This is a genomic window from Nocardia rhamnosiphila NBRC 108938 (genome assembly GCF_000720425.1).
Lineage (GTDB): Bacteria > Actinomycetota > Actinomycetes > Mycobacteriales > Mycobacteriaceae > Nocardia > Nocardia rhamnosiphila.
The window spans coordinates 256,284-282,942 of sequence record NZ_JOAJ01000004.1; the positions used below are offsets into that span (position 1 = coordinate 256,284).

At 69.9% G+C, this 26,659-nt stretch carries 23 protein-coding genes; 11 read left to right on the forward strand and 12 right to left on the reverse strand.

Annotation, left to right across the window (positions count from 1 at the left end; genetic code table 11):
* Positions 1–45: 45 nt before the first annotated feature.
* Positions 46–1,488, reverse strand: a complete 1,443-nt coding sequence (locus IG75_RS0117065) for an MFS transporter (RefSeq protein WP_030522277.1) — start codon at positions 1,486–1,488, stop codon at positions 46–48.
* Between the two features lie 67 nt (positions 1,489–1,555).
* Between IG75_RS0117065 and IG75_RS0117070 the strand changes: the two genes are divergently transcribed.
* Positions 1,556–2,215, forward strand: coding sequence for a TetR/AcrR family transcriptional regulator (locus IG75_RS0117070; protein ID WP_156058953.1), 660 nt, complete (start codon positions 1,556–1,558; stop codon positions 2,213–2,215).
* On the opposite strand, the gene IG75_RS0117075 is transcribed toward IG75_RS0117070, so the two are convergent.
* Positions 2,212–2,685 carry a winged helix-turn-helix transcriptional regulator gene (locus IG75_RS0117075; RefSeq protein ID WP_030522279.1) on the reverse strand — a complete coding sequence of 158 codons (474 nt, stop codon included), beginning with the start codon at positions 2,683–2,685 and terminating at the stop codon, positions 2,212–2,214. The two genes, IG75_RS0117070 and IG75_RS0117075, sit on opposite strands and share 4 nt — an antisense overlap.
* 115 nt (positions 2,686–2,800) lie before the next feature.
* Between IG75_RS0117075 and IG75_RS0117080 the strand changes: the two genes are divergently transcribed.
* Positions 2,801–3,709 carry an NADP-dependent oxidoreductase gene (locus tag IG75_RS0117080; protein ID WP_030522280.1) on the forward strand — a complete coding sequence of 303 codons (909 nt, stop codon included), beginning with the start codon at positions 2,801–2,803 and terminating at the stop codon, positions 3,707–3,709.
* Positions 3,710–4,090: 381 nt separating this feature from the next.
* Here the strand turns inward: IG75_RS0117080 and IG75_RS0117085 are convergent, their stop codons facing one another.
* The 4 genes from IG75_RS0117085 to IG75_RS0117100 are packed head-to-tail and all read right to left on the reverse strand — an operon-like array spanning position 4,091 to position 9,380.
* Positions 4,091–5,317: a hypothetical protein gene (locus IG75_RS0117085; RefSeq protein ID WP_051714695.1), complete on the reverse strand. Its 1,227-nt coding sequence runs from the start codon at positions 5,315–5,317 to the stop codon at positions 4,091–4,093.
* Between the two features lie 58 nt (positions 5,318–5,375).
* Positions 5,376–6,887, reverse strand: a complete 1,512-nt coding sequence (locus IG75_RS0117090; protein WP_030522282.1) for a tetratricopeptide repeat protein — start codon at positions 6,885–6,887, stop codon at positions 5,376–5,378.
* 1 nt (position 6,888) lies between these two features.
* Entirely contained in the window at positions 6,889–8,013 is a 1,125-nt protein-coding gene (locus tag IG75_RS0117095) for a hypothetical protein (RefSeq protein WP_245713347.1), read from the reverse strand.
* An 11-nt stretch (positions 8,014–8,024) separates the two neighbouring features.
* Positions 8,025–9,380 (reverse strand): hypothetical protein, encoded by a 1,356-nt coding sequence (locus IG75_RS0117100; RefSeq protein WP_036514264.1) that lies wholly within the window; start codon positions 9,378–9,380, stop codon positions 8,025–8,027.
* Positions 9,381–9,528: 148 nt separating this feature from the next.
* On the opposite strand from IG75_RS0117100, the gene IG75_RS0117105 reads away from it, so the two are divergent.
* Both IG75_RS0117105 and IG75_RS0117110 read left to right on the forward strand, forming a co-directional pair.
* Entirely contained in the window at positions 9,529–10,068 is a 540-nt protein-coding gene (locus IG75_RS0117105; RefSeq protein ID WP_030522285.1) for a lipoprotein LpqH, read from the forward strand.
* Positions 10,069–10,176: 108 nt separating this feature from the next.
* Positions 10,177–10,980 carry a hypothetical protein gene (locus IG75_RS0117110; protein WP_030522286.1) on the forward strand — a complete coding sequence of 268 codons (804 nt, stop codon included), beginning with the start codon at positions 10,177–10,179 and terminating at the stop codon, positions 10,978–10,980.
* 60 nt (positions 10,981–11,040) lie between these two features.
* Here IG75_RS0117110 and IG75_RS0117115 read toward each other — a convergent pair whose 3' ends face one another.
* Entirely contained in the window at positions 11,041–12,213 is a 1,173-nt protein-coding gene (locus tag IG75_RS0117115; RefSeq protein WP_030522287.1) for an aminotransferase class V-fold PLP-dependent enzyme, read from the reverse strand.
* 214 nt (positions 12,214–12,427) lie between these two features.
* On the opposite strand from IG75_RS0117115, the gene egtA reads away from it, so the two are divergent.
* From egtA to egtD, 4 genes are read left to right on the forward strand one after another with little or no spacing between them, the layout of a single operon-like run.
* Positions 12,428–13,813 (forward strand): ergothioneine biosynthesis glutamate--cysteine ligase EgtA, encoded by a 1,386-nt coding sequence (gene egtA / locus IG75_RS0117120; RefSeq protein WP_051714673.1) that lies wholly within the window; start codon positions 12,428–12,430, stop codon positions 13,811–13,813.
* Positions 13,810–15,150, forward strand: a complete 1,341-nt coding sequence (egtB, locus tag IG75_RS0117125) for an ergothioneine biosynthesis protein EgtB (RefSeq protein ID WP_030522289.1) — start codon at positions 13,810–13,812, stop codon at positions 15,148–15,150. Before egtA ends, egtB begins: the two co-directional genes overlap by 4 nt.
* On the forward strand, positions 15,150–15,986 hold the full coding sequence (egtC, locus tag IG75_RS0117130; protein ID WP_030522290.1) for an ergothioneine biosynthesis protein EgtC: 837 nt from the start codon (positions 15,150–15,152) through the stop codon (positions 15,984–15,986). The genes egtB and egtC overlap by 1 nt, the downstream gene beginning before the upstream one ends.
* Entirely contained in the window at positions 15,983–16,954 is a 972-nt protein-coding gene (egtD, locus tag IG75_RS0117135) for an L-histidine N(alpha)-methyltransferase (RefSeq protein ID WP_030522291.1), read from the forward strand. The genes egtC and egtD overlap by 4 nt, the downstream gene beginning before the upstream one ends.
* A 60-nt stretch (positions 16,955–17,014) precedes the next feature.
* Here the strand turns inward: egtD and pth are convergent, their stop codons facing one another.
* Together pth and IG75_RS0117145 are read right to left on the reverse strand one after the other, a co-directional pair.
* On the reverse strand, positions 17,015–17,590 hold the full coding sequence (pth, locus tag IG75_RS0117140; RefSeq protein ID WP_030522292.1) for an aminoacyl-tRNA hydrolase: 576 nt from the start codon (positions 17,588–17,590) through the stop codon (positions 17,015–17,017).
* A gap of 18 nt (positions 17,591–17,608) precedes the next feature.
* Positions 17,609–18,205, reverse strand: a complete 597-nt coding sequence (locus IG75_RS0117145; protein ID WP_030522293.1) for a 50S ribosomal protein L25/general stress protein Ctc — start codon at positions 18,203–18,205, stop codon at positions 17,609–17,611.
* Between the two features lie 289 nt (positions 18,206–18,494).
* On the opposite strand from IG75_RS0117145, the gene IG75_RS0117150 reads away from it, so the two are divergent.
* Positions 18,495–20,138 carry a peptide chain release factor 3 gene (locus tag IG75_RS0117150; protein ID WP_051714674.1) on the forward strand — a complete coding sequence of 548 codons (1,644 nt, stop codon included), beginning with the start codon at positions 18,495–18,497 and terminating at the stop codon, positions 20,136–20,138.
* A gap of 6 nt (positions 20,139–20,144) precedes the next feature.
* On the opposite strand, the gene IG75_RS0117155 is transcribed toward IG75_RS0117150, so the two are convergent.
* Together IG75_RS0117155 and IG75_RS40265 are read right to left on the reverse strand one after the other, a co-directional pair.
* Positions 20,145–20,765, reverse strand: coding sequence for a nuclear transport factor 2 family protein (locus tag IG75_RS0117155; protein ID WP_081876962.1), 621 nt, complete (start codon positions 20,763–20,765; stop codon positions 20,145–20,147).
* A 348-nt stretch (positions 20,766–21,113) separates the two neighbouring features.
* Positions 21,114–22,115, reverse strand: a complete 1,002-nt coding sequence (locus IG75_RS40265; RefSeq protein WP_245713348.1) for a DUF4393 domain-containing protein — start codon at positions 22,113–22,115, stop codon at positions 21,114–21,116.
* A 226-nt stretch (positions 22,116–22,341) separates the two neighbouring features.
* Here IG75_RS40265 and IG75_RS0117165 point away from each other — a divergent pair, with 226 nt between their 5' ends.
* Entirely contained in the window at positions 22,342–23,664 is a 1,323-nt protein-coding gene (locus tag IG75_RS0117165) for a DUF445 domain-containing protein (protein WP_051714675.1), read from the forward strand.
* Entirely contained in the window at positions 23,655–24,515 is an 861-nt protein-coding gene (locus tag IG75_RS0117170) for an Abi-alpha family protein (RefSeq protein WP_051714676.1), read from the forward strand. Before IG75_RS0117165 ends, IG75_RS0117170 begins: the two co-directional genes overlap by 10 nt.
* 12 nt (positions 24,516–24,527) lie before the next feature.
* Here IG75_RS0117170 and IG75_RS0117175 read toward each other — a convergent pair whose 3' ends face one another.
* Entirely contained in the window at positions 24,528–26,339 is a 1,812-nt protein-coding gene (locus IG75_RS0117175) for an ABC-F family ATP-binding cassette domain-containing protein (RefSeq protein WP_030522299.1), read from the reverse strand.
* Positions 26,340–26,659 lie beyond the last annotated feature (320 nt).

A 26,659-nucleotide genomic window follows, 5' to 3' on the forward strand; every position in this document is an offset into this window, starting at 1 on the left:
ACTTGCCGGCGTCTGTGCCCGGGAGTGGATCGGCGCTCCGAGCCATCAGGCCGGTACCTGGTCGCGCGGCTCACCGGGGTGAGTGGTCTCGCCGGCGCTCGGCTTCGTGCGCCGGGGCAGGATCACGGCGGCCACTCCCGCCGCCAGCACGAAGGCCGCGGCGCAGCACGCCAGAGCCAGCGCGTAACCACTGCTGAACGCGGCGGGGTCGGTGGCCGTGCCGGTCCGGCTCGCGGCCACGGTCGCCAGTACCGCGACTCCCACACATCCGCCGAGCTGACGGGAACTGTTGAACACACCCGACGCCGTACCGGCCTCCCGGGCGTCCACTCCCGTCGACGCCGCCACGGCCGCCGGGGCCAGGCACAGTCCGATTCCCAGGCCGGTGACGATCGACGGTCCCAGGACATCGGTGAGGAAGCTGCCGTCCGGGCCGATCGCGGCGAACCAGAGCAACCCGGCCGCGGTGATCAGCCCACCGGCGATCAGGATCGGTCTGGGTGATATGCCCGCCCCGGCTCTGGTAGCGAGCACGATGCCGGCCACGCTCGTCACCGAGAAGGGCAGGAAGGCTGCCCCGGTGGCGCCCGCGCCCATCCCCAAGACCTGCTGCATATAGAGCGAGACCAGGTAGAAGGCCGCGAATTGTCCACCGGCGGCGAGGAAGACGAAGAGGTTCGCACCGCGGACCCAGCGATCGGCGAACAACCCGAGCCGGACCAGCGGTGCGGCCGAATACTTCTCGACCAGGACGAACCCGGCCAGCAACAGCACACCCGCCGCCAGGGTCGCCACGGTGACCGGAGCCGACCAGCCGTAACGGTCGGTGCGGATCACGCCGGTGACCACCAGACCGATTCCGGCGGTGGCCAGTATCGCCCCCGGCAGGTCGAGCCGGTGTCCCGTGGCGCGCCGGCTCTCGGCGCCGATCCCGGCCACGCCGGCGGCCAGCGCCAGGGCCACCAGCGGCACATTGACCAGTAGTACCCAGCGCCAATCGGCGTATTCGGTCAGCAGCCCGCCGACCAGCACACCGCTGGCGCCCCCGGCCGCGTTCACCGCGCTCCAGACGCCGAGCGCGCGAACCCGGGCGGGGCCGGCGGTGAAGGTCGTGGTGAGAATCGCCAGCGCGGCGGGGGCCAGGGCCGCGGCCGCGCAACCCTGGACGGCGCGGGCGGCCACGAGCTGCCACGGAAGCTGTGCCAGCCCACCGGCCAGCGAGGCGATACCGAAGACGACGAGTCCGGCGGTGAGCAGCCGCCGTCGGCCGAACAGGTCGCTCGCGGTACCACCGAGCAGGAGGAACCCGCCGAAGGTGAGCGCATAGATATGCACCACCCAGGCCAGGTCCAGGGGTGCGAAGCCGAGGTCGGCGCGGATGGACGGCAGTGCGACGTTCATCACCGCCATATCCAGCGCGACCATGAACTGGGCCGTCGCCACGGCCACGAGGGCGAGCGACGATCGGCCGGGAAGCTTTTTATACACGTATAAAAAGTAGCTCCACAGCAAGGCCGTGTCCAGCGCACGAGCAAGGATGCGCCAAGATGACCCCATGACCGAGTCCGCGCCGCGCACCGGCAGACCGCCGAAGATCTCCCGCGCCGAAATCGTGGGCGCCGCCGACGCGGTGATCGCCGCCGACGGCCCGGCCGCGCTCACCATGCGCCGGGTGGCCACCGAGCTCGGCTGTACCCCGATGGCCCTCTACCACCACGTCCGTGACAAGGACGAACTGCTGCGACTACTACTCGAGGACTACGCCGACCAGGTGGAATGGCCACCGCTACCAGAGAATCCGCGCGAGCGGGTGATCACCGCCGCGCGCGCGATGCACGATGTGCTCGCCGCCCGCGCCTGGATGGTCGAAATCCTCGCCGCCGACGATCTGCTCGGCATCGCCGCGCTCTGGGCCCCCGAAGCGATCATCGACGGTGCCGTCGCCTGCGGGCTCACCCTCGACGAAGCGGCCCGCACCTACCGGATCATCTGGCACTACACGGCGGGCGAGATCATCATCCGCGCCCGTTCCACCCGCCGCGCCGCCGCCGGCCGCCCCACCTTCCGCGAAAAGGTCTTCGCCGATCTGGACCCGGAAACCCTGCCGCGCCTGGCCGAACTCGGCCCGCGCTGGGTCGGGCTCACGACCGAGGACACCTACCTGCTCGGGCTCCGGGCCCTGATCAGCGGCCTGATCGGGCCGGAGCCGGCCTAGGACGGATCGTTCGCGCCGACGGTTTCACGCACGGACGAGCCGAGGTCGAACTTCTCGCGATTGGCCTGTACCTCGTCCATATGGGCCTCCGCCCACGTTTTGATACCGCGCATGATCCCGTGCAGCGAGAGCCCTAGTTCGGTCAGTTCATAGGTCACGGTGACCGGCACGGTCGGCGTGACCGTGCGGGTGACCAGGCCGTCACGTTCCAGGGTGCGCAGCGTCTGGGTGAGCATCTTCTGGCTGACCCCGGCCAGCCGGCGGGCCAGCTCGGAGTAGCGCAGCGGCTGCGGCTCGCCGGCGCACTCCGTACCCGGATGTGGACCGCCGCTGCCCAGGGCGGACAGCACCAGCGCCACCCATTTGCCGGAGATCCGTTCCAGCAGCTGCCGACTGGGACAGCCCGCGAAGAACGCGTCGTAGTCCACCTTGCGCAGCGCCCGCTGCCGGGCCGCCGTCGTCGTCGCCATGACCGGCTCCTTCCTACCCGGCGGTGCGATACGCACTTTCAGGTGCCTACTTCCCGATGGAGAGTTACCGCTCCATTGTGGAGGCATGGCACAGAAATCACCACAGGAGGTCACCGTGGCCAGTACTTTCCGCAGTGCGATCGTCCGTACCCCGAGCGGACCCGATTCCATCGAGATCATCGATGTACCCGTCACCGAGCCCGGCCCGGGAGAGGTACGGGTCGCGATAGCCGGCGCCACCGTGAACCCGGTCGACCTCGCGCTGACCGCGGGTGTTTTCCACGCCCTCGGCCTGATCACCCGGTCGGAGTACACCGGGATCGGCACGGATTTCGCCGGCACCGTCACCGCGGCCGGGCCCGGTGTCGAGCTGCCGCTCGGCACCCGCGTCGCGGGCCTGATCGGTGGCTTCGACCGCGATTTCGGCACCTATGCCGAGCAGGTGATCGTCCCCGTGAGCGATATCGCCCGCGTACCCGACGAATTGGATCTGGCCACCGCGGCGACCGTCCCACTCAACAGTCTCACCGCGGCCCAGCTGGTGGATCTGCTCGGCGCCGGTGATGGGCGTGACCTGCTGGTCACGGGCGCCGCGGGGGCGGTCGGCGGCTATGTGATCCGGTTCGCGCAGGAGCGCGGCTGGCGGGTCACCGGGCTGGCCCGCGCCACCGACGAAGAGTTCGTGCGCGGTCTCGGCGCCGATTTCACCGCCGTCGCCACACCGGGCCGGGACGCGGTGGCCGATGCCGCCACCCTTCAGGAAGCGGGTGTGCCGCTGGTCCGCGACGGCGGGCTGTTCGTCGGAGTGCGGCCCGGCGCCGAACCGCCGGCCGAACGCGGTATCACCGTCCGTGCCGTCGCGGTACAGCCCGACGGCGAACGCCTCGCCGGGTTCCTCGCCGATACCGCGAGCGGCCGTCTTCCGGCCCGGGTGCATGCGGTCCTACCGCTCGACCGGGCCGCCGACGCCCACCGGGAACTCGCCCGGGGCGGGGTGCGCGGGAAATACGTCCTGCAACCCTGAACCGTTTCGATTCGGGCTCGGCGCGGGACCGGAGAGCGGGGCGGCGCAGGAGGCCCCCGGACCCTTCGGGGACACCGGCGGCACGGCGGGAAGCCGCACCACCGGTGGTCCGATCACGGCCGCCACAGCACATCGGACCCTGCGTCGGGATGTATCCGCTCACCTGAAAGGCGGAATCCATACCCGATGCGATCGTATACCCGAACAAAATCTCCTGCGGCGCAATGTGAAACGCACCAACGAGCCGACGTCCGGCGGTCCGCCCGCCGGGCGCGGCGGCGAAACCGCCCTGTAGTGGCGGAATACGGCCGAGATGTACTGCTCCGGACAGTGCGGCGGGTCGGCGATTACTCGAGTGCGACACGGCCCGGTTCCCCGGCGTCAGGTCGTGAAGGTGGCGAATGCCGACCACAGCACCGGAGAGTCCTCGACCGCGCCGGTCGCGCGCCAGGCGCGCAACCGGTCGCGCTGCCATTCGGCCAGCTCCGCCACCGGATCGTCCGCCTCGTGGGCCGTATCGACCGCGCGCACGACCTCCTGTAGTGGAGTCGCGTCCGCCGCCGCGCCCCAGCGCTGGAAGGCCAGGTCGGTGGGTAGCGGCCAGCGGGTGGCGGTGACGAGTTCGGCGCCACCGGTGATCATGGCCGCGACCAGGCCCAGCGCCTCGGTGAACCGCAGATCGCCGCCGCTTTCACACGCGATGAGCGCGACCCGGCTCGGCACCGGCCACAACTCCTGGCCCGATACGGGGTCGGCGGCCAGCGTATGGGTGCCGAGCAGCAGGTCCTTGGCCGAGAGCGGCCGATGCGTGCGCTGCGGTTCGGCGAAACCGGCTGTCTCGGCGGTGCAGGCCAGATGGAGTTCGGTGTTCTCGCTCTGACCGGATTCCGGCGGCGCCGCGGTGACGTGGCCGACGTAGAGCAGACGGGCGGCCCCGGCGCGCAAGGTGCGGGAGAGCCAGTCGCGGTCGAGATCGGTACGGCGGAAGATCTCGGCGGGCGTGGTGACCTCCGGGCGGAGACGGCCGGAATCGATATGGCCGGCGATCCGCCGGGTCAGCGGTGTCGGATGGGTCATCCGGCCCAGGACCGAACCGAGTTCGGAATCGGCGCGGAAGCCGGGTATCCGCGGGTCGAGTACGGCGACCATCGGCAGTTTCCGGGTTTCGGCCCAGCGGCGCGCGATACGCATGGGCCCGTGCACGACACCGGCGGGTGCGAGCAGCCCGATATCGGCGATATCGATAAGCCGCAGTTCCGGTGCCGGGGCCAGGATCTCCCACGGCACCTGGGCGACCCGGGGCGAGGGCTGCAACCTGATGAGCGGCCGGATCCCCTGCCGATAGAGCGTATGCAACTGTCCGGCCAGGTCATAGGGCAGCAGCGCGCGGGAAAGATCGCGGGCAAGCAGGTATTCGGTATCGGGCGCGGCGAAGGCGGCGGTGGTCAGGGTGCGTTCCAGACCGCCGGGCACGATCGGATCCGGGAGCGCGGCCGCCAGCTCCCGGACCACCGCGTCGATATCGGCGCCGGGTAGCGCTGCCACACCGGGTGCGGCGGCGTCTCCGATCCAGCGCCAGGACATGTACACATCGCCGGCGTCGGCCATCCGCACCACCACGGTGGGCTGATCGTTCAGCACAACTCCCCCGTACTCCGATCGCCGCTCATACCGCGATCACCCGATCCTCCCGGACGCGCTGCCCGTACCGCTGTTCGGCGGCCGCGATGTAGTCCCCGAGCGCGATACGCGCCTCGGGCCCCACTGCGAGCCGCGCGGGCGGCGCCACCGGTAGACCGGCCGCCGCCGCGACCCGGGCCAGGGCGGCGCCCAGATGCAGTGGGCCGGTGCCGGGTTCGCCGCCGGCCGGCGGCACGGGACTGTCCAGCGGGAACTGCGGGCGTTCGGTGCGCGCACCAGGGGTCGGGTCCAGTGTCGTACCTGCGCACTGTGTTTCGATGAGGTCGGCGAGCAACTGTCCGTCGCCGCAGAGGTAGGCGAATCGGAAGGCCAGCCGGACGGCGGGGTCGGCGACCTCGCGGTTCCACTGATCGCGCTGGCTACCGCCCGGCAGCGTGTACCGCACCGCATCGATGGCGATCGCGGCGGGAACCGCCAGGGCGCGACCCAGCGCCAGGAGTTCGGCGGGCGGTGATTCCATATCGTCGACCACCATCTGCACCAGTACCGCGTGCCAGTAGTCGAGTTGCGCGCACTGCAGGCCGAGCCCGCGTTCGGCGTAGACGGTGAACGCGGAGTCGAGCAGCCCCTGTCCTTCCCCGACCAGCCCACGCGCATAGGCCACCGTGGCGAGCCGGCACTGCACGGCGGCGGCGTCGAGTACCGCCCCGGAGTCCCGGAAGCAGTCGAGGCCGCGCCGATACCATTCGTCGGCCCGATCGACCTCCCCGCGGCATTCGGCCAGGAAACCGCGGATCTTCCAGCCGACTCCCGCCCGATACCCGAGTCCGGCCCGCTCGTAGTAGTCCTGACTGGCCACCACCAGTTCCTCCGCCTCGTCGAGCCGGTCGAGCCGGCTGAAGAGCTGGGCCAGATTCTGCTGGGTATCGGCGACGGCATTGCGGTCCCCCGCCGCGGTGAACGCCGCCAGCGCCTGCTGCGCGAAATCCACACCGAGCTCCCGGCGACCGGTTTCGAAATACGCCCCGGCCAGGTTCATCAACGGGTGTCCGGCCAGGTGGGGTGCGAAACGCAAAGCCGCGTCGAGGGATTCGGTGGCCGTTTCGATGACCCGTATCCACTGACTGCGATGGACCGCGACGGCACTCAGCGAGAGCAGGCACGACACCCGCAGCACACCCAGATCCGGAGCGTCGGCGAGCAGATCCCGCGCCTGCTCCAGCACCTCTCGGGCTTCGTCGAGCATGCCGAGATGCTGTAGGGCCTGCGAATAGTTGATCAGGGTGGAGGCCCGCTTCTCGCGGGCGTCCGCCGGAATTCGCTCCAGCGCCGCGCGGTACCGGACCGCGGCGCCGTGGTGGTCACCGAGTTCGTCGTACATACTCGCGACATTGATCAGCGCGCTGGTGCGCACACCGTCGGTGCTGGTGTCCGCCGCGTGCTCGAATATCCGCAGCGCCTCGGCGATATCGCCGCGCTGATAGGCGGCCGCGCCCTCGTACAACAGTTCCAGTCCGGGCGGTTCTTCCGCGCTCATCTCAGAAATCCGAATCTGTTTCGGCGGCCATGATCTCGGCCCGCAGAGGTGTGATGTCGGCGAGTCCCTCGGCCGGTTGCCCGGCACCGGGCGCCGGACCGGGTCCGGATACCGCGCGGCGCAGCCGGACATGCGCGAGTTCCCTGATGCGCTCGCGCTGCCGCGCATCCGCTGCCGGGGCCGCGGGGTCGCGCGGTCCGGGCGCGCCGACCTCGAACTCGGACGCCGCGGCCCCCGCCGGTGCCGCCGGGCCGACCCCCGGCACATAGACCTCCACCCCCGATACCGTGCCGGCCGTCCCGGCGATCGCGGCCGTCCAGTCGTCCCCGGCCAGCACCAGCACGGCACCGTGGTCGCCCGCCGGGGTGCGGACCAGCGCGTGCGGGCGCAGATATTCGGGCGGTTCCCCACGCAGCCCCGGCGCGGCGCCGGCCCGGATCCGCAGCGAATTGACGCCCGCGACCCGCACGAGTTCCCACCTGACCGCACGTTCGGAGGCGTCGACCACGCCGGGCGGGCAGTACCGCCAATCCCAGCCCGCGGTTCCCCGTCCGAGAACCAGCGCCGCCTGTGGATCGCGCTGCCCGCCCGCGGCCAGCGCATAGTCGGCGGCACGGCCGGCATCCTCGGCGCCGAGGCGGTCCGCCGCCTCGCTGACCTCCTCGAATTCGTCCGGTACCGCGGCATCGGCACCGGCGACCACGCTCTCGCAGAATTCGCTCAGTTCCGCGATCTCGCGCTCGAGTTCGGCCGCGTCGAGGGCCGGGATACCGTCCACCGTCGAGGCAGGCCACCAGCGCGCCGCCCAGTGCGCGTAACCGAGCCGACGCACCGCGGCCGCCAGTTCGGGCCGCTCCGGCCGGGCCGGCAGCTCCACGGGCTCGGTGTACGCGTCGGCCGCCACCGCGACTTCGGCGCCGTAGAGCGCCCACAACCATTCCTGCGCGGTGTCCAGATCATGCAGGATCGCCGCCGGAACCTGCCGGTCCGTCAGCACACTCCAGCTCAGGTGGCCGCCGCCGACCTCCAGTACGGCGGTGTCCAGACCCGGATCGGCATCGGCCGGCGTCGGCGCACCGGGTGGCGCGATACGCCACAGCCCCGGCCCGATTCGCTGGATACGCACACTGTCGACCATCAGACCGCCCTCGGTTCGGCCGTATCCGGCGTCCGCACCGCCTGCGCGCTGAGGGCTTTCCGGACGCGGGTGCGGTGATCGAGCACCACCGAGCGGGCCACCCCGTCGAGCAGATCCCACAGCTCGTCGGGCTCGGTGACCGGCAGTTCCCGGACATCGCGCCCGTGCAACCGCACCCACAGGCGCCGCAGGTACGGACGCCACGGGGTCCGTAGTTCGGCGGCGATGACGGCGAGCGGGTTGCCGTCCCCGGGCAGCGGATGGACGGCCAGCCGCCGGGCCTGCAGCACATAGGCTTCGCGCTGCCAGCGGCCGTTCACCAGCCGCTGCGCGGCCGACGCGCCGGTATCCGCCCGGGATCGGCGCGGGTCCGGCGGCGCGATCGGGGCCAGGCCGAGTGCCAGCTCGACCCCGGCGGCCGCGGTGACGCGCAGTGATTCGCCGAGCAGCGCCCACGGTGCGCAACTGCGGGCGATCTCCGTGGTGACCAGGTCCGGGATCGGTGGCAGTTCAGCGCGTTCGGTGGACACCTGGAGCACCGTGAATACCCGTTCGTGCACGGTGCGATCGAACGGCAACCCCAGCGTCGCGGTGGATGCCGAATCCCCCACCGCCGGGCGGCGCGGAACGGAATGGGTGGTCAGGCCGAGTTCGTGCGCCCGATACCGCGCGAGGTCGGTGGCCGCGACGCGGGTTGCCGCGTGCCACAACTCGATCCCGGTATGTGTCCCCGCGTTGGCGGCGGTCAGTAGGTCGAGCAGGCGCCGGCCGGCGCGGGTGTCGGTGTCGGTGCGGGAGGCGACCGCACAGTCCAGCAGTTGCCGCAGCTGTGCGCTGTGCTCGACCGGTACCGCGGGCGGCGGCGGACGGCGCCCCCAGGCCGTGGTGAGCAGGTCGTCGAGCAGTGCGGCCCGGGCGGGATCGGTCAGATGATCTTTCAGCGCCTGGGTGGTACGCCCGGCCGCGACACCGTGGATCTCGCGCAGCACCGCCTCGGCACGCATTCGGTCCCGGTGGGGATCGGGATGGCCCCGGGTGGCGGCCAGCTCGAAACAGCGCTGGAAGTAGAGATCCTGCGCGGTGCCCTCGGTGATCCGCAACCGCCGGCGCACCTGTTTGAGCAGCGTGAACCAGGCCGCGGTCGCGCGCAACGCATCGGCGTGCGCGTAGACGCGAGCGGCGAGCAGAGTCGCGCCGTCGGCCGTCAGCACCGCGCCCCCGCAGCTCGGGTACTGCACCGGCCGGATGACCAGCGGGTCGAGGATCGATTTCACGGTCCGGCGCAACGGCCCGCCCTGCGGGCCGCTCAACGCCTCGACGCCCTCGAGACCGCGCCACACCTCATCGAGCACCATGGCCCGCGGTCGTCGCATGTGCCCAGGTTATCGGAGTTTCGCCGGTATGGCGGTGCCGAAAGTTGGGATCGGTAGGCGCGCAGCGATTCCTACTTTTCTCGTAACGGCCACGCACACCGGCCGGAACACCGAGAGAACAGGACACACCATGAGCACCACGATCTTCCGCCTCGGCGCCGTCGCCCTCGCCGCCTCCGCGACCCTGCTGCTGTCCGCCTGTGGCGACGACGCGAGCACCACCGCCGCCCCGGCGGCGCCGAGCTCGCCGGTCGCGTCCCCCGCGGGGGACTCCGCCGGTGGCGAATCGGCCGCGCTGGTCGACGGAAAGGCGCTGCCGGGCGATTTCGAGACCACGTGCGCGAAGCAGGGCAACACTCTGGCGCTGGCACTCACCGACAACAACAACGCCCAGTACGGGCAGCTGAGCGTGAGCGCCAGCATCGTCGACGACAAGACCGTGCAGGCGGTGGCCATCGCCGGCAGCCAGGGCGGTTCCTCCGGGATGCCCTACGCGGTCGGCTACGGCAACGGCCAGCCCGGCGGGTCCGCCCAAGTGACCAAGGACGGCGACACCTTCACCGTGACCGGCGAGGGCATCAGTGCCCCCGATATGGCGAATCCGCTCGCCGGGCCCGCCACCGCGGCCTTCGAGATCACCTTCGCCTGCTCGACCGTCGTCGGCGGCTGATCGGCCCGGACATCCGGCTCCCCGTCGCCCCACACCTCGGCCCCGCGGCCGAACGTCCGGGGCGACGAGGTGGCCAGGTATCCGGACCACAACTTTCAGGAGAGAACCATGATCCGCACCCTGCGTGCCACCGCCCTCGCCGTCGAAGCTCTCGCGATCGCCTGCTACCTCTGGCACGGATTGACCTACGAACCCACCAGCGTCTACGAACCGGCCGCCATGGCCTGGCTCAACGGCTTCCTGGCCCTGCCGATCATCGCGTCCACCCTCGTCGTCATGGTCTTCGCATTCACCGGCTCGGGCATCATCAGCGCGCTCACCGGCCGTAACACCGGCGAATTCCGCGACGCCCCGCTGGGTCTGGGCACCGTGCGATCGTTCGCCCCCACCGGGGACACCCTGAACGACCAGCCGCAGATCCGGATCGAGTTCGGTGTCGAGGGCGCGCAGGGCGAACGTTTCGACGCCACGGCGAAAACGGTCGTTCCGCTCACCGAACTCGCGCTGCTGGCCCCCGGTGTGGTGCTGCCCGTCCGCTACCGGCCGGACCGGCCCGGCATCGTCGAGCTGGATCTGTCCGGCGACAGCGCCGCGGCGCAGCGGGTGATGAACGACTCCATGATCCGCAAGGGGTTCACCACCCGGGCGAAGGTCGATATCGCCGCTCGCGGTATCGCCGCGCAGGCAGTGGTCCAGTCGCTCACCGTCCCGGGCGAGATCCGCGACGGATACTCCAAAGTCGCGGTGGGGCTGGTGGTCACCCGACCTGACGGCAGCACATTCGCCACCTGCTCCGAGAAGTTCCTGCCGCCGACCGCGATCGGGAACGTGCAGGTGGGCCGGATCGTCACGGCGCACTATCTGCCCGAGAACGAGAAGGAGGTCGTGCTGTCGATCCCGGTCAACGCGTGAACCGCGGACCCGGTGAGCCCGTTCCCCGCTCGGGGGCGGGTTCACCGGCGTGCGCACCGATCAGAGCGCGGCGACCGCGGCCACGAACCGGTCCAGTTCGTCACGGCTCACGAAGCAGTGCGGCGAGGCGCGCACCACTGAATCCAGACCGCGGGCCGACATATCGAGCAGCGTGGACGCGCGATGACTGACCGTCACTGTGATGTCTTTGCCCAGCAGTCGATCCCGGACCTCCACCGGCGCCGCTGCGGCCACCGTGAACGAGACGATGCCGCTGTGCTCCACCCCCAGATCGCGCACCGTCACCCCGGGCAGGTCACCGAGCGCGCCGCGCAGGTACTCGGCGCGTTCGGCGACGGCAGCGTACACCTCCTCCGGACCGAGTTCGAGCAGGTAGCGCACCGCCGCACCGAGCCCGAGCCGGGCCGCGACATCGTGCTCCCAGAACTCGAAACGGGACGCGTCCGGAGCCATTTCATACTCCTGCGGACCGGTCCACCGGGCGCTGTGCAGATCGAGCCGGCCCGGTTCCAGCGCCGCCGCCAACTCGGGCCGCAGGTAGAGGAACCCGGTACCCCGGGGTCCGCGCAACCATTTGCGTCCGGTGGCCGACAGAGCGTCCACTCCCAGTTCGGCGACATCCAGCGGCAGCTGACCGGCGGACTGGCAGGCATCGAGCAGGACGAACGCGCCCGCCTCGCGGGCGATCCGCGCCGCAGCGGCCACCGGGTTCACCAGTCCGCCGTTGGTGGGCACGTGCAACAGCGAGACCAGCCGCACCCGGTCGTCCATCATGGCGGCCAGTGCGTCGAGATCGATCCGGCCCACTTCGTCGCTGGGGATCTGTTCCACCCGGGCGCCGGTGGCCCGCGCGCGTTGCAGGGCGGCGATGGCATTACTGGCGTAATCGGCCCCGGAAAGCAGGATCCGGTCGCCGGGATGTAGCGGAACGGCATAGAAGAAGTCCGACCAGCCGCGGGTGGCGCTGTCGCCGAGAGCGATGGTGTCGGGGGTGGTGTTCAGCAGGGTCGCTATCGCGTCCTTGACCCCGGCCAGATCGGCGAGGCGTTCGTTCGCGGCCCGGTACCCGCCGATCTCGGCCTCCCGGCGCAGATGGGCGATCACCGTCTCGGTGACCACCCGTGGCGGTAGCGAGGACCCCGCGCTGTCCAGGAAAACCGCTCCGGCCCCGACCCCGGGCGTATCGTCACGTACTCGCTGCTCATCGACCATGCACCCGAGCCTATGCCGGATTCGTGACCCCTTCGCGGCGCAAACGTGTCCGCCCCCGTCGCTACTCTGGATTCCACGCGAGGCCCGACCGGCCCTCCGGCCCGACCGGTGCCCCGCCGTCGATCGAAGACGAACCGACAATCGAACACCTGATCGGGCAGCACCCGCACCGAACACGAGATACGAAGCAGCGAGAAGCCGCACGGAGGTTGGTATGGCGGTCACGCTCGAACATCCGGAATCGACCAGCGACCTACCAGCGCACCCGGCCCTGTCCAGCCGCGCGGCGGCGGAAGCCTTTCTCGGGGGCGTCTGTTTCAAAGTGGGCCCACCCGGGCTCATCGGCGCCGAACTCGAATGGTTCACCGTCTGCCGTACCGGTCGTACGGCACGCCGCGGCGCACGACGGCCGGCCCCGGAGGAGACCCACCATCTGTTGACCGGGCCCCGGCCCACGACCGAACTACTGGCCCAGGCTTTGGGCCCCTACGCACCCCGCGCCATCGCGCCCGATTCCCCCGCCCTCCCGTTGCCCGGCGGCAGCCGGGTCACCGTCGAACCGGGTGGGCAGATCGAACTCTCCAGCATCGCCGTCCCCGACGCCGCCGATCTCTGTGCCCGGCTCCGCGCCGACGAGCAGCGGCTGCGCGAACTCCTCGGCACCCGATCCATCCGGATGGTCGCCGCCGCCGCCGATCCGGCCCGTACCCCGCGATGTCGGCTGGGGTTACCGCGGTACCGGGCGATGGAGCACTATTTCACCCGCATCGGCCCCTACGGGCGGCTGATGATGAGCAATACGGCGGCAGCCCAGGTCAGCGTCGATATCGGCGCCGACCACGCCGACCTCACCGCCCGCTGGACCGCCCTGCACGCCGTCGGTCCCGCCTTGATCGCCGCTTTCGCGTGCTCGCCGGTGCTGCGCGGGGCGCCCACCGGCGAGTGGGCCTCCCAGCGCATGCGCACCTGGCTGCACCTGGATCCGGCCCGCGCCTGCCCGCCGGTCGCCGACTGGCCCGATCCGGTCACCGGCTACGCGCGCTGGGCGCTGGACGCCCCGCTGCTGTGTGTCCGCCGGTCGGCGCCGGCCGAACGGGTCGCCTGGGCGGCGCCGCCGGATGTGACCTTCGCCGACTGGTTATCCGGCGCCGTGGACGAGGTGATCGGCCGCCGCCCCGATATCGGCGACCTCGAATACCACCTGACCACGCTGTTCCCACCGGTCCGTCCCGCCGGATACTTCGAGGTCCGCTATCTCGACGCGCAGCCCGGTGACGGCTGGACGGTCCCGATCACCGTCGTCGACGCCCTGCTGTCCGGCCCGGCCGCGGTCGCGGACGCGACGGCCGCGGCGGGCGCCACGGCCGGACGCTGGCACGACGCCGCCCGGCACGGCCTCGCCGAGCCGGAGCTGCGGGCGGCGGCCGTCGCCGTCCTGGAGGCCGCCGCCGCCCACAGCACCCGTCCGGAGCCCCGGCTGTATGCGGCGATCCGCCGGTGTGCCGCCGGGCGGCCACCACAGGACGAGACCGGTCATGGCGTACCGGCGCATTCCACCGAGTCCACCGATCCCCCGTCGACGAGCGGAGCAGCACCGTGACCCTCACCCGGCCGAACGCCGACCTCCTCGAGACCGAGCGCCTGCGCGAGCACATCGCGGCCACCCTCATCCGGGCCAGGCGACGGACCGCCACGCTCACCGACTGCGTGGACGAAGCCGAATTGCGCGCCCAGCATTCGCCGTTGATGAGCCCACTGGTCTGGGATCTGGCCCATATCGGCAGCCAGGAAGAGTTGTGGCTGGTCCGCGATGTCGGCGGCCGGGACCCGGTACGCCCCGATATCGATGAACTGTACGACGCGTTCAAGCACGCGCGCCCGAATCGGCCGCAGCTGCCGCTGCTGGGCCCCGACGAGGCCCGCGGCTATGTCGGCACGGTACGCGACAAGGTATGGGATGTGCTGGATCGCAGCCCGCTCCAGGGCAACCGGCTGGTCGCGGGCGGTTTCGCGTTCGGGATGATCGCCCAGCACGAACAGCAGCACGACGAGACCATGCTCGCCACGCACCAGCTGCGCACCGGCGCACCGGCCCTGACCGCTCCCGCCCCGCCCACCGCCCGCACGGTGGTGCGCGGTGAGGTGGTGATCCCGGCCGGTGAGTTCGTGATGGGCACCTCGACCGACCTCTGGGCGCTGGACAACGAGCGACCGGCGCATCCGGTGCACGTCCCGGCGTTCGCGATCGACGCGGCCCCCGTCAGCAACGCGCAGTATCTCGCATTCGTCGCCGACGGTGGCTACGAGCGGCGGGAGCTGTGGTCCGAGCGCGGCTGGGCGCATCGGCACGAGGCCGGGCTCACGGCGCCGCAGTTCTGGGAACGCGATACCGACGGCCGGTGGTGGCGGCGGGTGTTCGGGGCGCTGCGGCCGCTGCGCCCGGAGCAGCCGGTGGTGCACGTGTGCTGGTTCGAGGCCGAGGCCTATGCGAACTGGGCCGGTAAACGGCTGCCCACCGAGGCGGAGTGGGAGAAGGCGGCCCGCTACGACCCGGATACCGGACGCACCCGCGCCTACCCGTGGGGTGATGCGGAACCGCGTTCCACCCACGCCAACCTCGGCCAGCGGCACTTGGAGCCGGCCGATATCGGCGCCTATCCCGCGGGCGCCTCACCCGCCGGGGTACACCAGCTGATCGGCGATGTCTGGGAGTGGACCTCTTCCGGCTTCCAGCCCTACCCCGGCTTCCACGCCTTCCCGTACCGCGAGTATTCGGAGGTGTTCTTCGGCGGCGATTACCGGGTGCTGCGCGGCGGCTCCTTCGGTACCGATCCGGTGGCCTGCCGCGGCACCTTCCGCAACTGGGATCATCCGATCCGCCGGCAGATCTTCTCCGGTTTCCGGCTGGCCCGCACCGTGGGCCCGGAAGAGGCCTGATGTGCCGGCACATCGGCTATGTGGGCACACCGGTGCCGGTGGGCGAAGTGCTCACCCGCGGCCCACACTCGCTGCGCACCCAGGCCTGGGCGCCCCGTGAGATGCGCGGCGGCGGCACGATCAACGCCGACGGCTTCGGCGTCGCCTGGTGGGGTCGGGACGCGGCCTCGGTGACCCGCTACCGCAATGCCGATCCCATATGGACCGATCCCGCGGTGGACGAGGTCCTGCCGCAACTGACCGCGCACGCGGTTCTCGGATCGGTCCGCTCGGCCACGGTCGGTATGCCGGTGGAGCGCGCGGCGTGCGCGCCGTTCCTCTGGGAGACCTGGGCGTTCAGCCACAACGGGGTGGTGCCGGGGTGGCGTTCGGTGCTCACCGCGGTTCTGTCCGATCTCGATACGGCCGCGACCCGGGCCGGGATGACCCGCCGCTATGAGACCAGTCATCTCCTCGAAGCCGAGGCGCTGACCGATTCCGCCGCACTCTGGGTACTGCTGCGCCGGCTGCTCGACCCCGAACCCCCGGCCGGCCTGGCCGAAACTCCCGCCACGGCACTGCGCCTGCTGGTCACCGGGGTGCTGCACCACGCGCCCGACGCCCGGGTGAACCTGTTGCTCGGCAACGGCACGGCGCTGTGGGCCACGACCTGTTACCACTCGCTGTACGCGCTGATCGGCGACGAATTCGCCGTGCTGTCCTCCGAACCCTACGACGACGACGCCCGGTGGCAGCAGCTGCCGGATCGGAGTCTCGTCTGTGCCGAACCCGGCGAGCTGAGTGTCGAAACCCTCGACCTCGGCCGCTCCACCGCGACCGAAAGCCTTCCGATATGACCCAGCCGATCGTGGAAGTCCATCTCACCGATGCCGACCTGACCGAGGCGCTGCGCGCCGACGCGCGGCGCGGCCTCACCGCCAGCCCGAAATGGCTGCCGCCGAAATGGTTCTACGATGCCCGCGGCAGCGAACTGTTCGAGCAGATCACCGCGCTGCCCGAGTACTATCCCACCCGTACCGAACGCGCTCTGCTGGAATCGGTCGCTCCGGCGATCGCCCGTACCGCGCAGGCGGAGGTCCTGGTCGAACTGGGGTCGGGGTCGGCGGCCAAGACCCGCATCCTGCTGAACGCCCTCACCTCGGAGGGCCCACTCAAAACCTATGTCCCACAGGATGTCTCGGCCACCGCCCTCCGGGCTTCGGCGGACGAGGTGGCCGCGGAGTTTCCCGGCCTGGCGGTCCACGGGGTGGTCAGTGATTTCACCGACACGCTGGGGACGCTGCCGCGCGGCGGACGCCGGATGATCGCGTTCCTCGGCGGAACCATCGGCAATATGGTCCCCGAGGAACGCGCCGAATTCCTCACCGGTATTCACGATGTCCTCGAACCGGGCGAACAACTGCTGCTGGGCGCGGGCCTGGTGGTGGATCCGGAAATCATGGTCCCCGCCTACGACGACGCCGCCGGCATCACGGCGGAATTCAACCGCAATGTGCTGCGGGTCCTCAATTCCCGGCTGCGCGCCGATTTCGACCCGGAGGCCTTCCGCCATATCGCGCACTGGGATACCGGCAACGAATGGATCGAAATGCGGCTGGAAGCCACCCGCGAAATGGAGGTCACGGTCGCCGATCTCGGTTTCACCGCGCGTTTCGGCCGGGGCGAGCAGATACGCACCGAGATCTCCGCGAAGTTCCGGCTGCCCGCACTCGACGGCGAACTGCGCAGCGCCGGTTTCGCCACCGAACACGCATGGACCGATCCGGACAACCGCTTCGCCCTCGTTCTCGCGGCCCGGGTCTGAGCCGGGGCCGCCGGATCGAATGGTCGATATTCGCGGCCAGGGCAGGTGGGGCCGGAAAACTCAGTGCAGTCGGTTCTGCGCGGCTTCCAGCCCCACCCGCAGCAGCAGTTCCACGGCGTCGGCGGCCTGCTCCACCACGATCGGGAGTTCTTTGCGCTCGACCGACGAAAAGGGCTTCAGCACGTAATCGGCCGGGTCCTGCCGACCTGGCGGTCGCCCGATACCGATACGGGCCCGCAGATATTCCTTGCTGGTGAGGGCCCCCGACACCGACCGCAGGCCGTTGTGCCCGCCCTCACCGCCGCCACGTTTGAGCCGGATCTCACCGAACGGGATATCCAGCTCGTCGTGGATCACCACGACCTCGGTGGGCGGGACCGAGAAGAACCGGGCCAGCGCCGCCACCGGCCGACCGGACAGGTTCATGTACGACCGCGGTTTCGCGATCAGCACCTGCCGTCCGTCCAAACGGGCCTGCAGCAGATCGGCGCCCGACTTCTTGTGGGCGGTGAACCGGCCGCCGACCCGCTGCGCGAGCGAGTCGGCGACCAGGAAGCCCACATTGTGCCGGGTGCGCTCATAGGCAGGACCCGGATTACCCAGGCCGACGACGAGCGCCGGCGCGGTATCGGCCATCGAGAGGAGGCCGGTTCTTTATTCGGCGCTCTCGCCCTCGGCGGCCTCGGTGCCGGCCTCGGGCTCGGCGGTACGGGGCTCGACGATGTTCACGATGAGAGCCTCGGGGTCACCGGCCAGAGTGACGCCCTTGGGCAGCTCGATGGCGCCCGCGGTGATCTGGGTGCCGACCTCGGCGCCGGCGATGGAGACCTCGATCGACTCGGGAATGTTGAGGGCATCGGCCGATACCGAGATGGTGGTGGCCTCCTGGGTGACCAGGGTGCCGGGGCCGGCCTCACCGGTGAGGGTGACCGGGACATCGGCGGTGACCGCTTCGCCCCGCTGCACGATCAGCAGGTCGGCGTGCTCGATGTAGCGGTGGATGGGGTGCACCACGACCGACTTGGTCAGCGCGAGCTGCTTCTTACCCTCGATGTTCAGGTTCAGCACCGCGTTGGTGCCGTGCTGACGCAGGATGGCCGCGAACGACAGCGCGTCCAACGACAGATGCTGGGGGTCCGACTGGTGCCCGTACAGCACGGCCGGCACGTTGCCCGCCCGGCGGGTGCGGCGCGCGGCGCCCTTGCCGAACTCGGTGCGGATCTGCGCTTCGAGAAGGTTGACGTCGGACATGACTGGATAACTCCTACGGCTCTACCGGGCTGGTGGGCGGTGCCAGGGTAATCGCGCCCCTGGTCGGTTGGTCTGCTCGTCAGGCGAAGACCGATCGGAGGCGGCCGGAAGCCGCGCCGCGTCGATCACGGTGCCGCAGAAATGCGAACCCTCGCCGAGACAACCCGAATACTGTAACTCAGTCCCCGTATAACTCCTGAATCGGGTAGTGGGGCGGCACGTCGACGCCTGGTCAGCACCGTCACGTAGCCTGGACAGGTTGTCCCGATCGTTCGAAAGGTTGTTTCCGTTGACCGCCTCCACCGAGGGCTCCGTCGCACCCGCGGCGCGCGGATTGGCCGCCGAGGTGTCGCGGCGCCGCACTTTCGCCGTGATCTCCCACCCCGACGCGGGTAAATCGACGCTCACCGAAGCTCTCGCGCTGCACGCGCGCAAGATCGCCGAGGCGGGCGCCATCCACGGCAAGGCCGGACGTAAATCGACGGTCTCGGACTGGATGGAGATGGAGAAGGCGCGCGGTATCTCGGTGAGCTCCACCGCGCTGCAATTCAACTACCGGGCCGCCGGCTCCGAGATCGACAATGTGATCAATCTCGTCGACACTCCCGGCCACTCCGATTTCTCCGAGGACACCTACCGCGTGCTGACCGCGGTCGATGCCGCGGTGATGCTGATCGACGCCGCCAAAGGCCTGGAACCGCAGACCTTGAAACTGTTCCAGGTGTGCCGGCACCGCGGTATCCCGGTGGTCACCGTCATCAACAAATGGGACCGGCCGGGCCGCGCCCCGCTGGAACTGCTCGACGAGATCGAGGAACGGATCGGCCTCACGCCGACCCCGCTGTTCCTCCCGGTCGGGATCGCCGGCGATTTCCGCGGTCTGCTGCGCCGCGGGCCCGAGGGCGCCCCCGCCGAGTACATCCATTTCACCCGTACCGCCGGCGGCGCCACGATCGCACCCGAGGAGTCGCTGACTCCCGAGGCCGCCGAGGCCCGGGAGGGTGAACCGTGGAGTACCGCCGCGGAGGAGAGCGAACTGCTCTCGGCCACCGGCCAGGACCACGACCAGGAACTCTTCCTCGCCGGGCAGACCTCCCCGGTGATCTACGCCTCGGCCATGCTCAACTTCGGGGTCCGGCAGCTGCTCGAAACCCTGGTGGAGCTGGCGCCCGCCCCCGGCTCCCGGGCCGCGGTGGACGGCACCCCGCGGCAGCCCGCCGATCCGTTCAGCGCGGTGGTGTTCAAGGTGCAGGCCGGGATGGATACCGCCCACCGCGACCGGCTGGCGTTCATGCGGATCGTGTCCGGGGAATTCGAACGCGGCATGGTCGTCACCCACGCCCAGACCGGTCGTCCGTTCGCGACCAAATACGCGCTCACCGTGTTCGGCCGGGAACGTGCCACCGTGGACACCGCCTACCCCGGTGATGTGGTGGGCCTGGTGAACGCGACCGCGCTGGCCCCCGGTCACACGCTGTTCGTGGACAAGAAGGTCGAGTTCCCGCCCATCCCGTCGTTCGCGCCGGAACATTTCGCCGCGCTGCGGGCGCAGAGCGCGGGCAAGTACAAGCAGTTCCGCAAGGCAATCGACCAGCTCGATTCCGAGGGAGTGGTGCAGGTCCTGCGCAACGATTCGCGCGGTGACGCCTCTCCGGTCCTCGCGGCGGTCGGCCCCATGCAGTTCGAAGTGGTGACGGCGCGGATGCAGGGTGAGTTCGGTGTCGAGACCCAACTCGACCACCTCGCCTATACGATCGCCCGGCGCACCGACGCCGAATCGGCGCCCGAACTCGACCGTCAGCGCGGGGTGGAGGTGTTCACCCGCACCGACGGCGCGATCCTGGCCGTGTTCAGCGATAAATGGCGGTTGCAGTACATCCGGAAGGAGATGCCCGACCTCACGCTGGAACCGCTGGTCGCGGCCGCCGACTGACCGGGCTCAACCGGCCGCCCGGTCCTCCGGGCCGGGGTACTCGCGGTCGGTGTCGACCTCGCCGTTATCCGTCCGCGCCCCCGCCTCCGGGTAGTCGCGTGGGACGCGCTCGACCGCTTCGACCCCGGTGGCCTGCTGGATCAGGCCCCAGCGGTTGGCGGTGAGCCGCAGACTGGGCAGATCTCCGAGGGAGAGCACCACCTCGTAGGTGCGTTCGTATCCGGTATGCGCGATCCGCCAGCGGCCGTCGTCACAACGGACGTATTCGTCGTTGTAGAACGCGGAACCGCGCATCAGCATATTGTTCTCCGGAATCAGCGCGGTATCGGACAGATACCAGACTCCGGTCGCCCGGTCCCCGTCGATATCGATCTCGGGGTGATCGCAATGATGTTCGGTGATGACGTGCGGCCCGAGCGTATTACGCAGAAATGTGAGAAACGCTTCCCGGGATTCGAACTGCAGGTATTCGCTGTAGGTGGCCGTGGCCTCCGGTATCAGCGTATCGGCGAGGTCGTCCCAGAGTTTGGTATCCAGGGTGCGCAGGTACCGGTATTTCAGGCGGTGTATCGCCAGCACGTCGTCGGTCGCCACAGCGGTCACCCCAGGTCCTTCACCGGGCCGCATCGGCCCCATCGTCAGCGGCACATCGCCCTCGGGCTCGAGCCGCGGGGGCAGCGAGACATCGAGTCCGGCCCCCAATGCGGCCGCCAGTGCGGCGCCGGAGAAGGCCATGGTGTCGCTGCTCTGGCCCGGCCGCCGCGGAAAACCACCCGGGCGCGGCCCGGGATCGTTGCGCTCTTCGCCCTGGTCCATCTCTCCACCATCCCACCTGAAATGGACAATTTGGGAGGTAATTCAGATCTGTATCGGATTGCTATCCTGCGTCGGCGATATCACGGACCGCGGGCACAGATCACCGATTACGAAAGGGACCCGGCAGATCCGCCGGGGGGCCTGTTCCACGGGCCGATATCAGGGCCGTTCACCGTTGCCGATGGTGAAGCAGGTCCGGCAGAAATCCTCTCCGAACTCGGTCAGACGCAAACTTTTGCGGACAATTTTCGGTGCGCGGCCCGCTTTTTTCAGTGCGGCCTCCACGATCGGCTGGACCTCCAGCACCATATAGCGGCTCAGCACCACCGGATCCTCGGAATTATGGGTCAGGCCCAACCGGCTCAGGTTGATCAGGTACGAGCGCGCGCGATCCATGTACCGCACCCCGGCCTGCTCCGGTACCGAGGTCAACCCCCCGGCGATCAACTCCGATCCGATACCCAGCGGACGGTTGGTGCGCACATCGACCGTCGGCTGCGGCCCGTTGAGGGCCATGTAGCGCAGGATGCGGGCCTCGTCGGGCGCCAGTTCGTCCAGGATCCGGTCATAGGCCGGATGCACCTCTTCGGTGAAGTACACATCCGCCGACCGGGCCAGCAGGGCGTCCCCGCGCCGGCGCAGTTCGGCGACGCTGGCCGAGCGCAGATAGGAACCGACCGCCACGGTCTGCTGGGGCGGGGTCTGCCCGGTGGGGACGTAGCTGACGATCTCGCGCACCGACCCCTCGGTGACGCCGAGGGCACTGCGCGCGATGGAGCGCAGCGCGTTACCGGTCCGCTCGGCGATCTCGGCCGAGGATTCCCCGTCCAGGGCGGCCTGGGTGATCTCCCGCGTCACCTCGTAGGAGGTGTTGACCGCCCACTGGCCGCCGCGCACCACACCGCCCGCCGCCAGACCGGCCGCCCGGAACACCCCGCGGATGAGACGGGCCTCGTTGCTGATCTGCCGCTGTTCGACGTCGGCGCTGCGTTCCACACTCGACGGAGGCCGGCGTTCGACATCCGAGGCGGACGGGCGCGCACCGTTCGGCGACGCACCGCGTGCGATTCCCGGCGCCCGCACGGCCTCCGGGGACCCGCTGCGCTGCACGGCACGGGAACCGGTCCGGGGGATCTCCTGTCCGGGCCTGTCGTCTGCCACGTCTACTCCGATATCGCCAGATGAACGAATCTGCTCACCGATTATTGCCCATTCGCCGCAATCACTCGCCGCCGGACCATCAATCCGGCTCTCGTCTGGGACACTGATGTGCCGGGCCCGAACGCGCTGCCGCCGGGACGTCCGCCGCGGCGCGGTGGTCGTTCGGCAGTGGTGCTAATTTGAGGGTCCCGGTGAGGCGGCGATCACCGGAGCAGGAGGGTGTGTCGTGTTGGAGAGTGTATTCGGGGTGCACCCGACGATCCTCCTGGAATTGCTGACCATTCCTCTGTTCACCGGAGTCATCGGCTACGTCACCAACTGGACCGGTGTGCTGATGCTGTTCCGGCCGATCGCATTTCACGGTGTCCGACTACCCGGCCTGCGGTATGTGTACCCGTACCTGCCCAAGCGGATCCAGATTCTGCCGCTGCTGCGCCATGACGGCCGCTTGGGCTGGCAGGGCATCGTCCCCTCACGGGCCGACAAGATGGCCAGTATCGCGGTGGACAAAGGCCTTTCGAAACTGGGCAGTGTCGCCGACTTCTACCGGGAACTGGAACCCGACGCCCTCGCCGAGCATCTGGCGGGGACGGCGGAGACCCAGATCCGCGATATCGTCGAGACGATCCTGCGCCGCGAACATCCGCAACTCTGGTACAACCTGCCCACCCAGGTACGGGAGATGGTGCACGAACGAGTGCGCCAGCAACTGCCGGATATTCTGCGCGAACTCACCACCGAACTCGGCGCGAACATCGATCAGCTGCTCGATGTCAAACAGATGGTCATTCGTTATTTCCAGGCCCGGCCGCAACTGCTCAATCAGTTGTTCCAGGTACTCGGCGCCAAGGAATTGCGGTTCATGCAGAATTTCGGCTTCTACTTCGGCGCCCCGATGGGCGTGGTGCTGGTCGCGATACTGCAGTTCACCGGCTGGCCGTCACTGGCGGTGCTGCCGATCGGTGGGGTGATCATCGGCTGGGTCGTCAACTGGGTCGGCCTGAACATGATCTTCGCGCCCGCCGAGCCGAAATGGTGGTGCCCGTGGCGGCAGGGCCTGCTGATCAAACGCCAGGACGAGATCACCACCGGATACGCGGAACTGGTCTCGACCCAGGTGATGACGGTGGCCAATATCGGCGACGAACTCCTGAACGGCCCCAAATCCGACCGCACCCTGCAGATGCTGGAGGACACCCTGCGCCCCGCCGCCGACCGGGCGCTGGGACCGGCCCGCGGAGCGGTGAAACTGGTTCTCGGCAGCCGTGACTACCGGACGCTGACCGAGACCCTGACCACCGAGGCGATGGCCATCGCGCCGCTCGCCTTCGCCGACGAGGACTTCAACGTGCGCCAGGGCAAACAGATCGGCGCCTATATCTCCAAGCAGATGTCCGAACTGTCGCCCAACGATTTCGTCGATATGCTGCGGGCGGCGATCAAACAGGACGAGTGGTTGCTGTTCGTGCACGGCGGCGTGCTGGGACTGTTCGCCGGATACGCGCATATCCTGGTCTTCGGAACGGGGGTGGCGACGACATGGCTGTGAAACGGGAAACGCGGGACAGCGGTGAGCCCGAGCGGCGCGACGGTAGCGGTCGGGCCGGCGAGAGCAGGCGGTCCGGTGGCCCCGCCGCGACCGTGCGGGCGGTGAGCGGGGTCGCGCGGGTCGCGGCCTCGGCGGTATCGGGCACCACCCGCTGGGGCGTGCACACCGCCCTCGATATCACCGAGACGGTGGTGCGGGGCAGTATGGCCGGGCTCCCCCCGGCCGAGATCCGCACCGAGGCGGTCGCGCAGGCCCAGGAGGCGCTGCGCCGGGCGCTGGGTGTCGCGGCGGCGGAGCCGTCGGCTCTCGACAACCCGACCGAACGTTCGCTACGCGAGCAGGGTGCCGCGCTGTTGCGCCTGGCCGCCAGCCCCCGGGCCGCCGACGAGGGCCATCCGGCCTTTGCCCGCATTCTGGCCGAACTCACCTCCGACGAGGCCCGCATCCTGCGCCTGCTACGCCTCGACGGGCCGCAACCGGCCGTGACCGTCCGCGGCGGCCGCCGTACCCGGCGTGGCTCCCGCAAGGCGGAACAGGCGTCCGGTACGGCCGAGATCGGGGTCAGCATGATCGGCGAGCACGCCGGGCTGCGCCATCCCGACCGGGTCCAGCGTTACCTGGCCAATCTGCGCCGGATCGGGCTGATCGAGTTGCTGCCCGAACCGGTGGGCACGCCCGAGCGCTACCAATTGCTGGAGGCCCAGGCGCCCGCGATCGAACTGCTGAAGCAGGCCGGTGGCCGCGGCAAACTGCAGCACCGCGGTATCGCGCTCACCCCGTTCGGCGGCGAGTTCGTCCAGGCGAGCCTCCCTATCACCGGGGAGAGCGGCCCGGCGGCCGAGAACCACTGAACCCCGGGCCGCTCAGACCTGGTCGGCGAGTTCCATCCAGCGCTCTTCGGCCGTTTCCTTCTGGGCCTGGACGTCCTTGAGTTCGGCGCCCAGTGTCACCAATTTGCCGGGCTCGGTGGCGGCCTCGGCCAGTGCCGCGTGCAGGGCCGTCTCCCGCTCACCCAGTTTGTCGATGGCACGTTCCAGCCGGGTCAGTTCCTTACGGGCCGCACGGTAGGCCGCGGAATCGGTCTGCGCCGCCGCCGGCTGCGGGCCGGACTGCGTGGTCGCCCGGGCGGAACCGCCCGCCGCGAGTTCGGCGCGGCGGCGCAGGTACTGGGCGATCCCACCGGGCAGGTTGGTGAGCGCGCCGTCGCCGAACAGCGCCCAGGTGCTGTCGCAGATCCGCTCGACCAGGTAGCGGTCGTGGCTGATCACCACCAGGGTTCCGGCCCAGTTGTCCAGCAGATCCTCGAGCTGCTGGAGGGTGTCGATATCGAGGTCGTTGGTCGGTTCGTCCAGCAACAGCACATTGGGCTCGGACATCAGAATGCGCGTCAGTTGCAGGCGGCGCCGCTCGCCACCGGACAGATCGCGCACCGGGGTGCGCTGGCGGGCCGGGGTGAAACCGAGCCGTTCGGCGAGTTGCCCGGCCGAGAGCTCCAGCGCCTTGCTGCCTTCCCCGAGCGTGATACGCATGGCGATCTCCTGCACCGCCTCGAGCACCCGCATATCGGTGGGCAGATCGTCGAGTTCCTGGCGCAACCAGCCGATCCGGACGGTCTGGCCCTGGATCCGTTTCCCGGACACCGGGTCGATATCACCGGCGAGCGCGCGCAACAGCGTGGTCTTGCCCGATCCGTTCACCCCGACCAGACCGACCCGTTCGCCGGGGGCGAGCCGCCAGGTGAGATCGCGTACCAGTTCCCGGCCGTCCGGGGTGGCGAGGGAGGCGTCCTCCAGTTCGACCACCACCCGGCCCAGGCGCTTCTTGGCGAACGCGGCCAGCGAGACCGAATCGCGCGGCGGCGGCACATCGGCGATCAACGCCTCGGCGGCCTCGACCCGATAACGCGGTTTGGAAGTACGGGCCTGCGGCCCACGCCGCAACCAGGCCAGTTCCTTGCGGGCGAGGTTACGGCGGCGGGCCTCGGTCGCGTCGGCCTGGCGGGCGCGTTCGGCCCGCGCGAAGATCCAGTCACCGTAGCCGCCCTCGTAGGTTTCGACCCGGCCGCCCACCACCTCCCAGGTGCGGGTGGCGACCGTGTCCAGGAACCAGCGGTCGTGGGTGACGACGACGAGCGCGCTACGCCGGGCCAGCAGGTGGCCGGCCAGCCATTCCACGCCTTCGACGTCGAGGTGGTTGGTCGGTTCGTCGAGGACCAGCAGATCCAGTTCCCGCACCAGCGCGGCCGCCAGCGCGACCCGGCGGCGTTCGCCACCGGACAGGTTGGTGACCGACGTTTCCAGGCCGAGATCCGCGATCCCGATACCGTCCAGCACCGACCGGATCCGGGGATCTGCGGCCCATTCGTGTTCGGCGATATCGCCGGTGGGCGCGTCGTCGGCCAGTCCGGCCAGCACCACCTCGCCGATGGTGGCGCCCTCGGGCAGTACGCCCCGCTGCGTGACCACCGCCATGCGCAGCCCGCCGAGCCGGCTCACCCGGCCGCTGTCGGGCTCCTCGATACCGGTCAGCACCTCCAGCAGAGTGGTCTTCCCGCCGCCGTTGAGGCCCACCACCCCGATCCGGTCACCGGCGTGCACACCGAGCGATACACCGTCGAGCAGCGGTGTGATCCCGAAACTCTTGCTGACCTGTTCGAGGTTGATCAGGTTGGACATGGATCCTTCCGCCTCCGGCTGCCGGCCACGCCTCTACGGGGCCCCGATCAGCCTAATAGGCACTGCTGGGCACAGCCCACCCGCAGCCCGCGCACGACCGCAGCGAACGTGGAGGTACGCCCTGTAGGCACTGTCGGGCCCAGCCCAGCCACAGCCCGGGCATTGCCGGAGCGAATGCGGAGGTACGCCCACCAGGCGCAGCTCGGCGAGCCCACCCACAGTCCGCGCACGGCCGAAGCGAACGCGGAGGTACGCCCTACAGGCGCAGCTCGGCGAGCCCACCCACAGTCCGCGCACGGCCGGAGCGAACGCGGAGGTAC

Excerpts from the sequence above, each read along its gene's own strand:
- IG75_RS0117070 (WP_156058953.1), top strand. The coding sequence starts at position 1,556 with ATGACCGAGTCCGCGCCGCGCACCGGCAGACCGCCGAAGATCTCCCGC.
- IG75_RS0117110 (WP_030522286.1), top strand. The coding sequence starts at position 10,177 with ATGATCCGCACCCTGCGTGCCACCGCCCTCGCCGTCGAAGCTCTCGCG.
- IG75_RS0117155 (WP_081876962.1), bottom strand. The coding sequence starts at position 20,765 with ATGCGGCCCGGTGAAGGACCTGGGGTGACCGCTGTGGCGACCGACGAC.
- IG75_RS0117075 (WP_030522279.1), bottom strand. The coding sequence starts at position 2,685 with ATGGCGACGACGACGGCGGCCCGGCAGCGGGCGCTGCGCAAGGTGGAC.
- egtA (WP_051714673.1), top strand. The coding sequence starts at position 12,428 with ATGGCGGTCACGCTCGAACATCCGGAATCGACCAGCGACCTACCAGCG.
- IG75_RS0117115 (WP_030522287.1), bottom strand. The coding sequence starts at position 12,213 with ATGGTCGATGAGCAGCGAGTACGTGACGATACGCCCGGGGTCGGGGCC.
- egtC (WP_030522290.1), top strand. The coding sequence starts at position 15,150 with ATGTGCCGGCACATCGGCTATGTGGGCACACCGGTGCCGGTGGGCGAA.
- IG75_RS0117100 (WP_036514264.1), bottom strand. The coding sequence starts at position 9,380 with ATGGTGCTCGATGAGGTGTGGCGCGGTCTCGAGGGCGTCGAGGCGTTG.
- IG75_RS0117090 (WP_030522282.1), bottom strand. The coding sequence starts at position 6,887 with ATGAGCGCGGAAGAACCGCCCGGACTGGAACTGTTGTACGAGGGCGCG.
- egtD (WP_030522291.1), top strand. The coding sequence starts at position 15,983 with ATGACCCAGCCGATCGTGGAAGTCCATCTCACCGATGCCGACCTGACC.
- IG75_RS0117105 (WP_030522285.1), top strand. The coding sequence starts at position 9,529 with ATGAGCACCACGATCTTCCGCCTCGGCGCCGTCGCCCTCGCCGCCTCC.
- IG75_RS0117170 (WP_051714676.1), top strand. The coding sequence starts at position 23,655 with ATGGCTGTGAAACGGGAAACGCGGGACAGCGGTGAGCCCGAGCGGCGC.
- IG75_RS0117085 (WP_051714695.1), bottom strand. The coding sequence starts at position 5,317 with ATGGCCGACGCCGGCGATGTGTACATGTCCTGGCGCTGGATCGGAGAC.
- IG75_RS0117145 (WP_030522293.1), bottom strand. The coding sequence starts at position 18,205 with ATGTCCGACGTCAACCTTCTCGAAGCGCAGATCCGCACCGAGTTCGGC.
- IG75_RS0117175 (WP_030522299.1), bottom strand. The coding sequence starts at position 26,339 with ATGTCCAACCTGATCAACCTCGAACAGGTCAGCAAGAGTTTCGGGATC.
- pth (WP_030522292.1), bottom strand. The coding sequence starts at position 17,590 with ATGGCCGATACCGCGCCGGCGCTCGTCGTCGGCCTGGGTAATCCGGGT.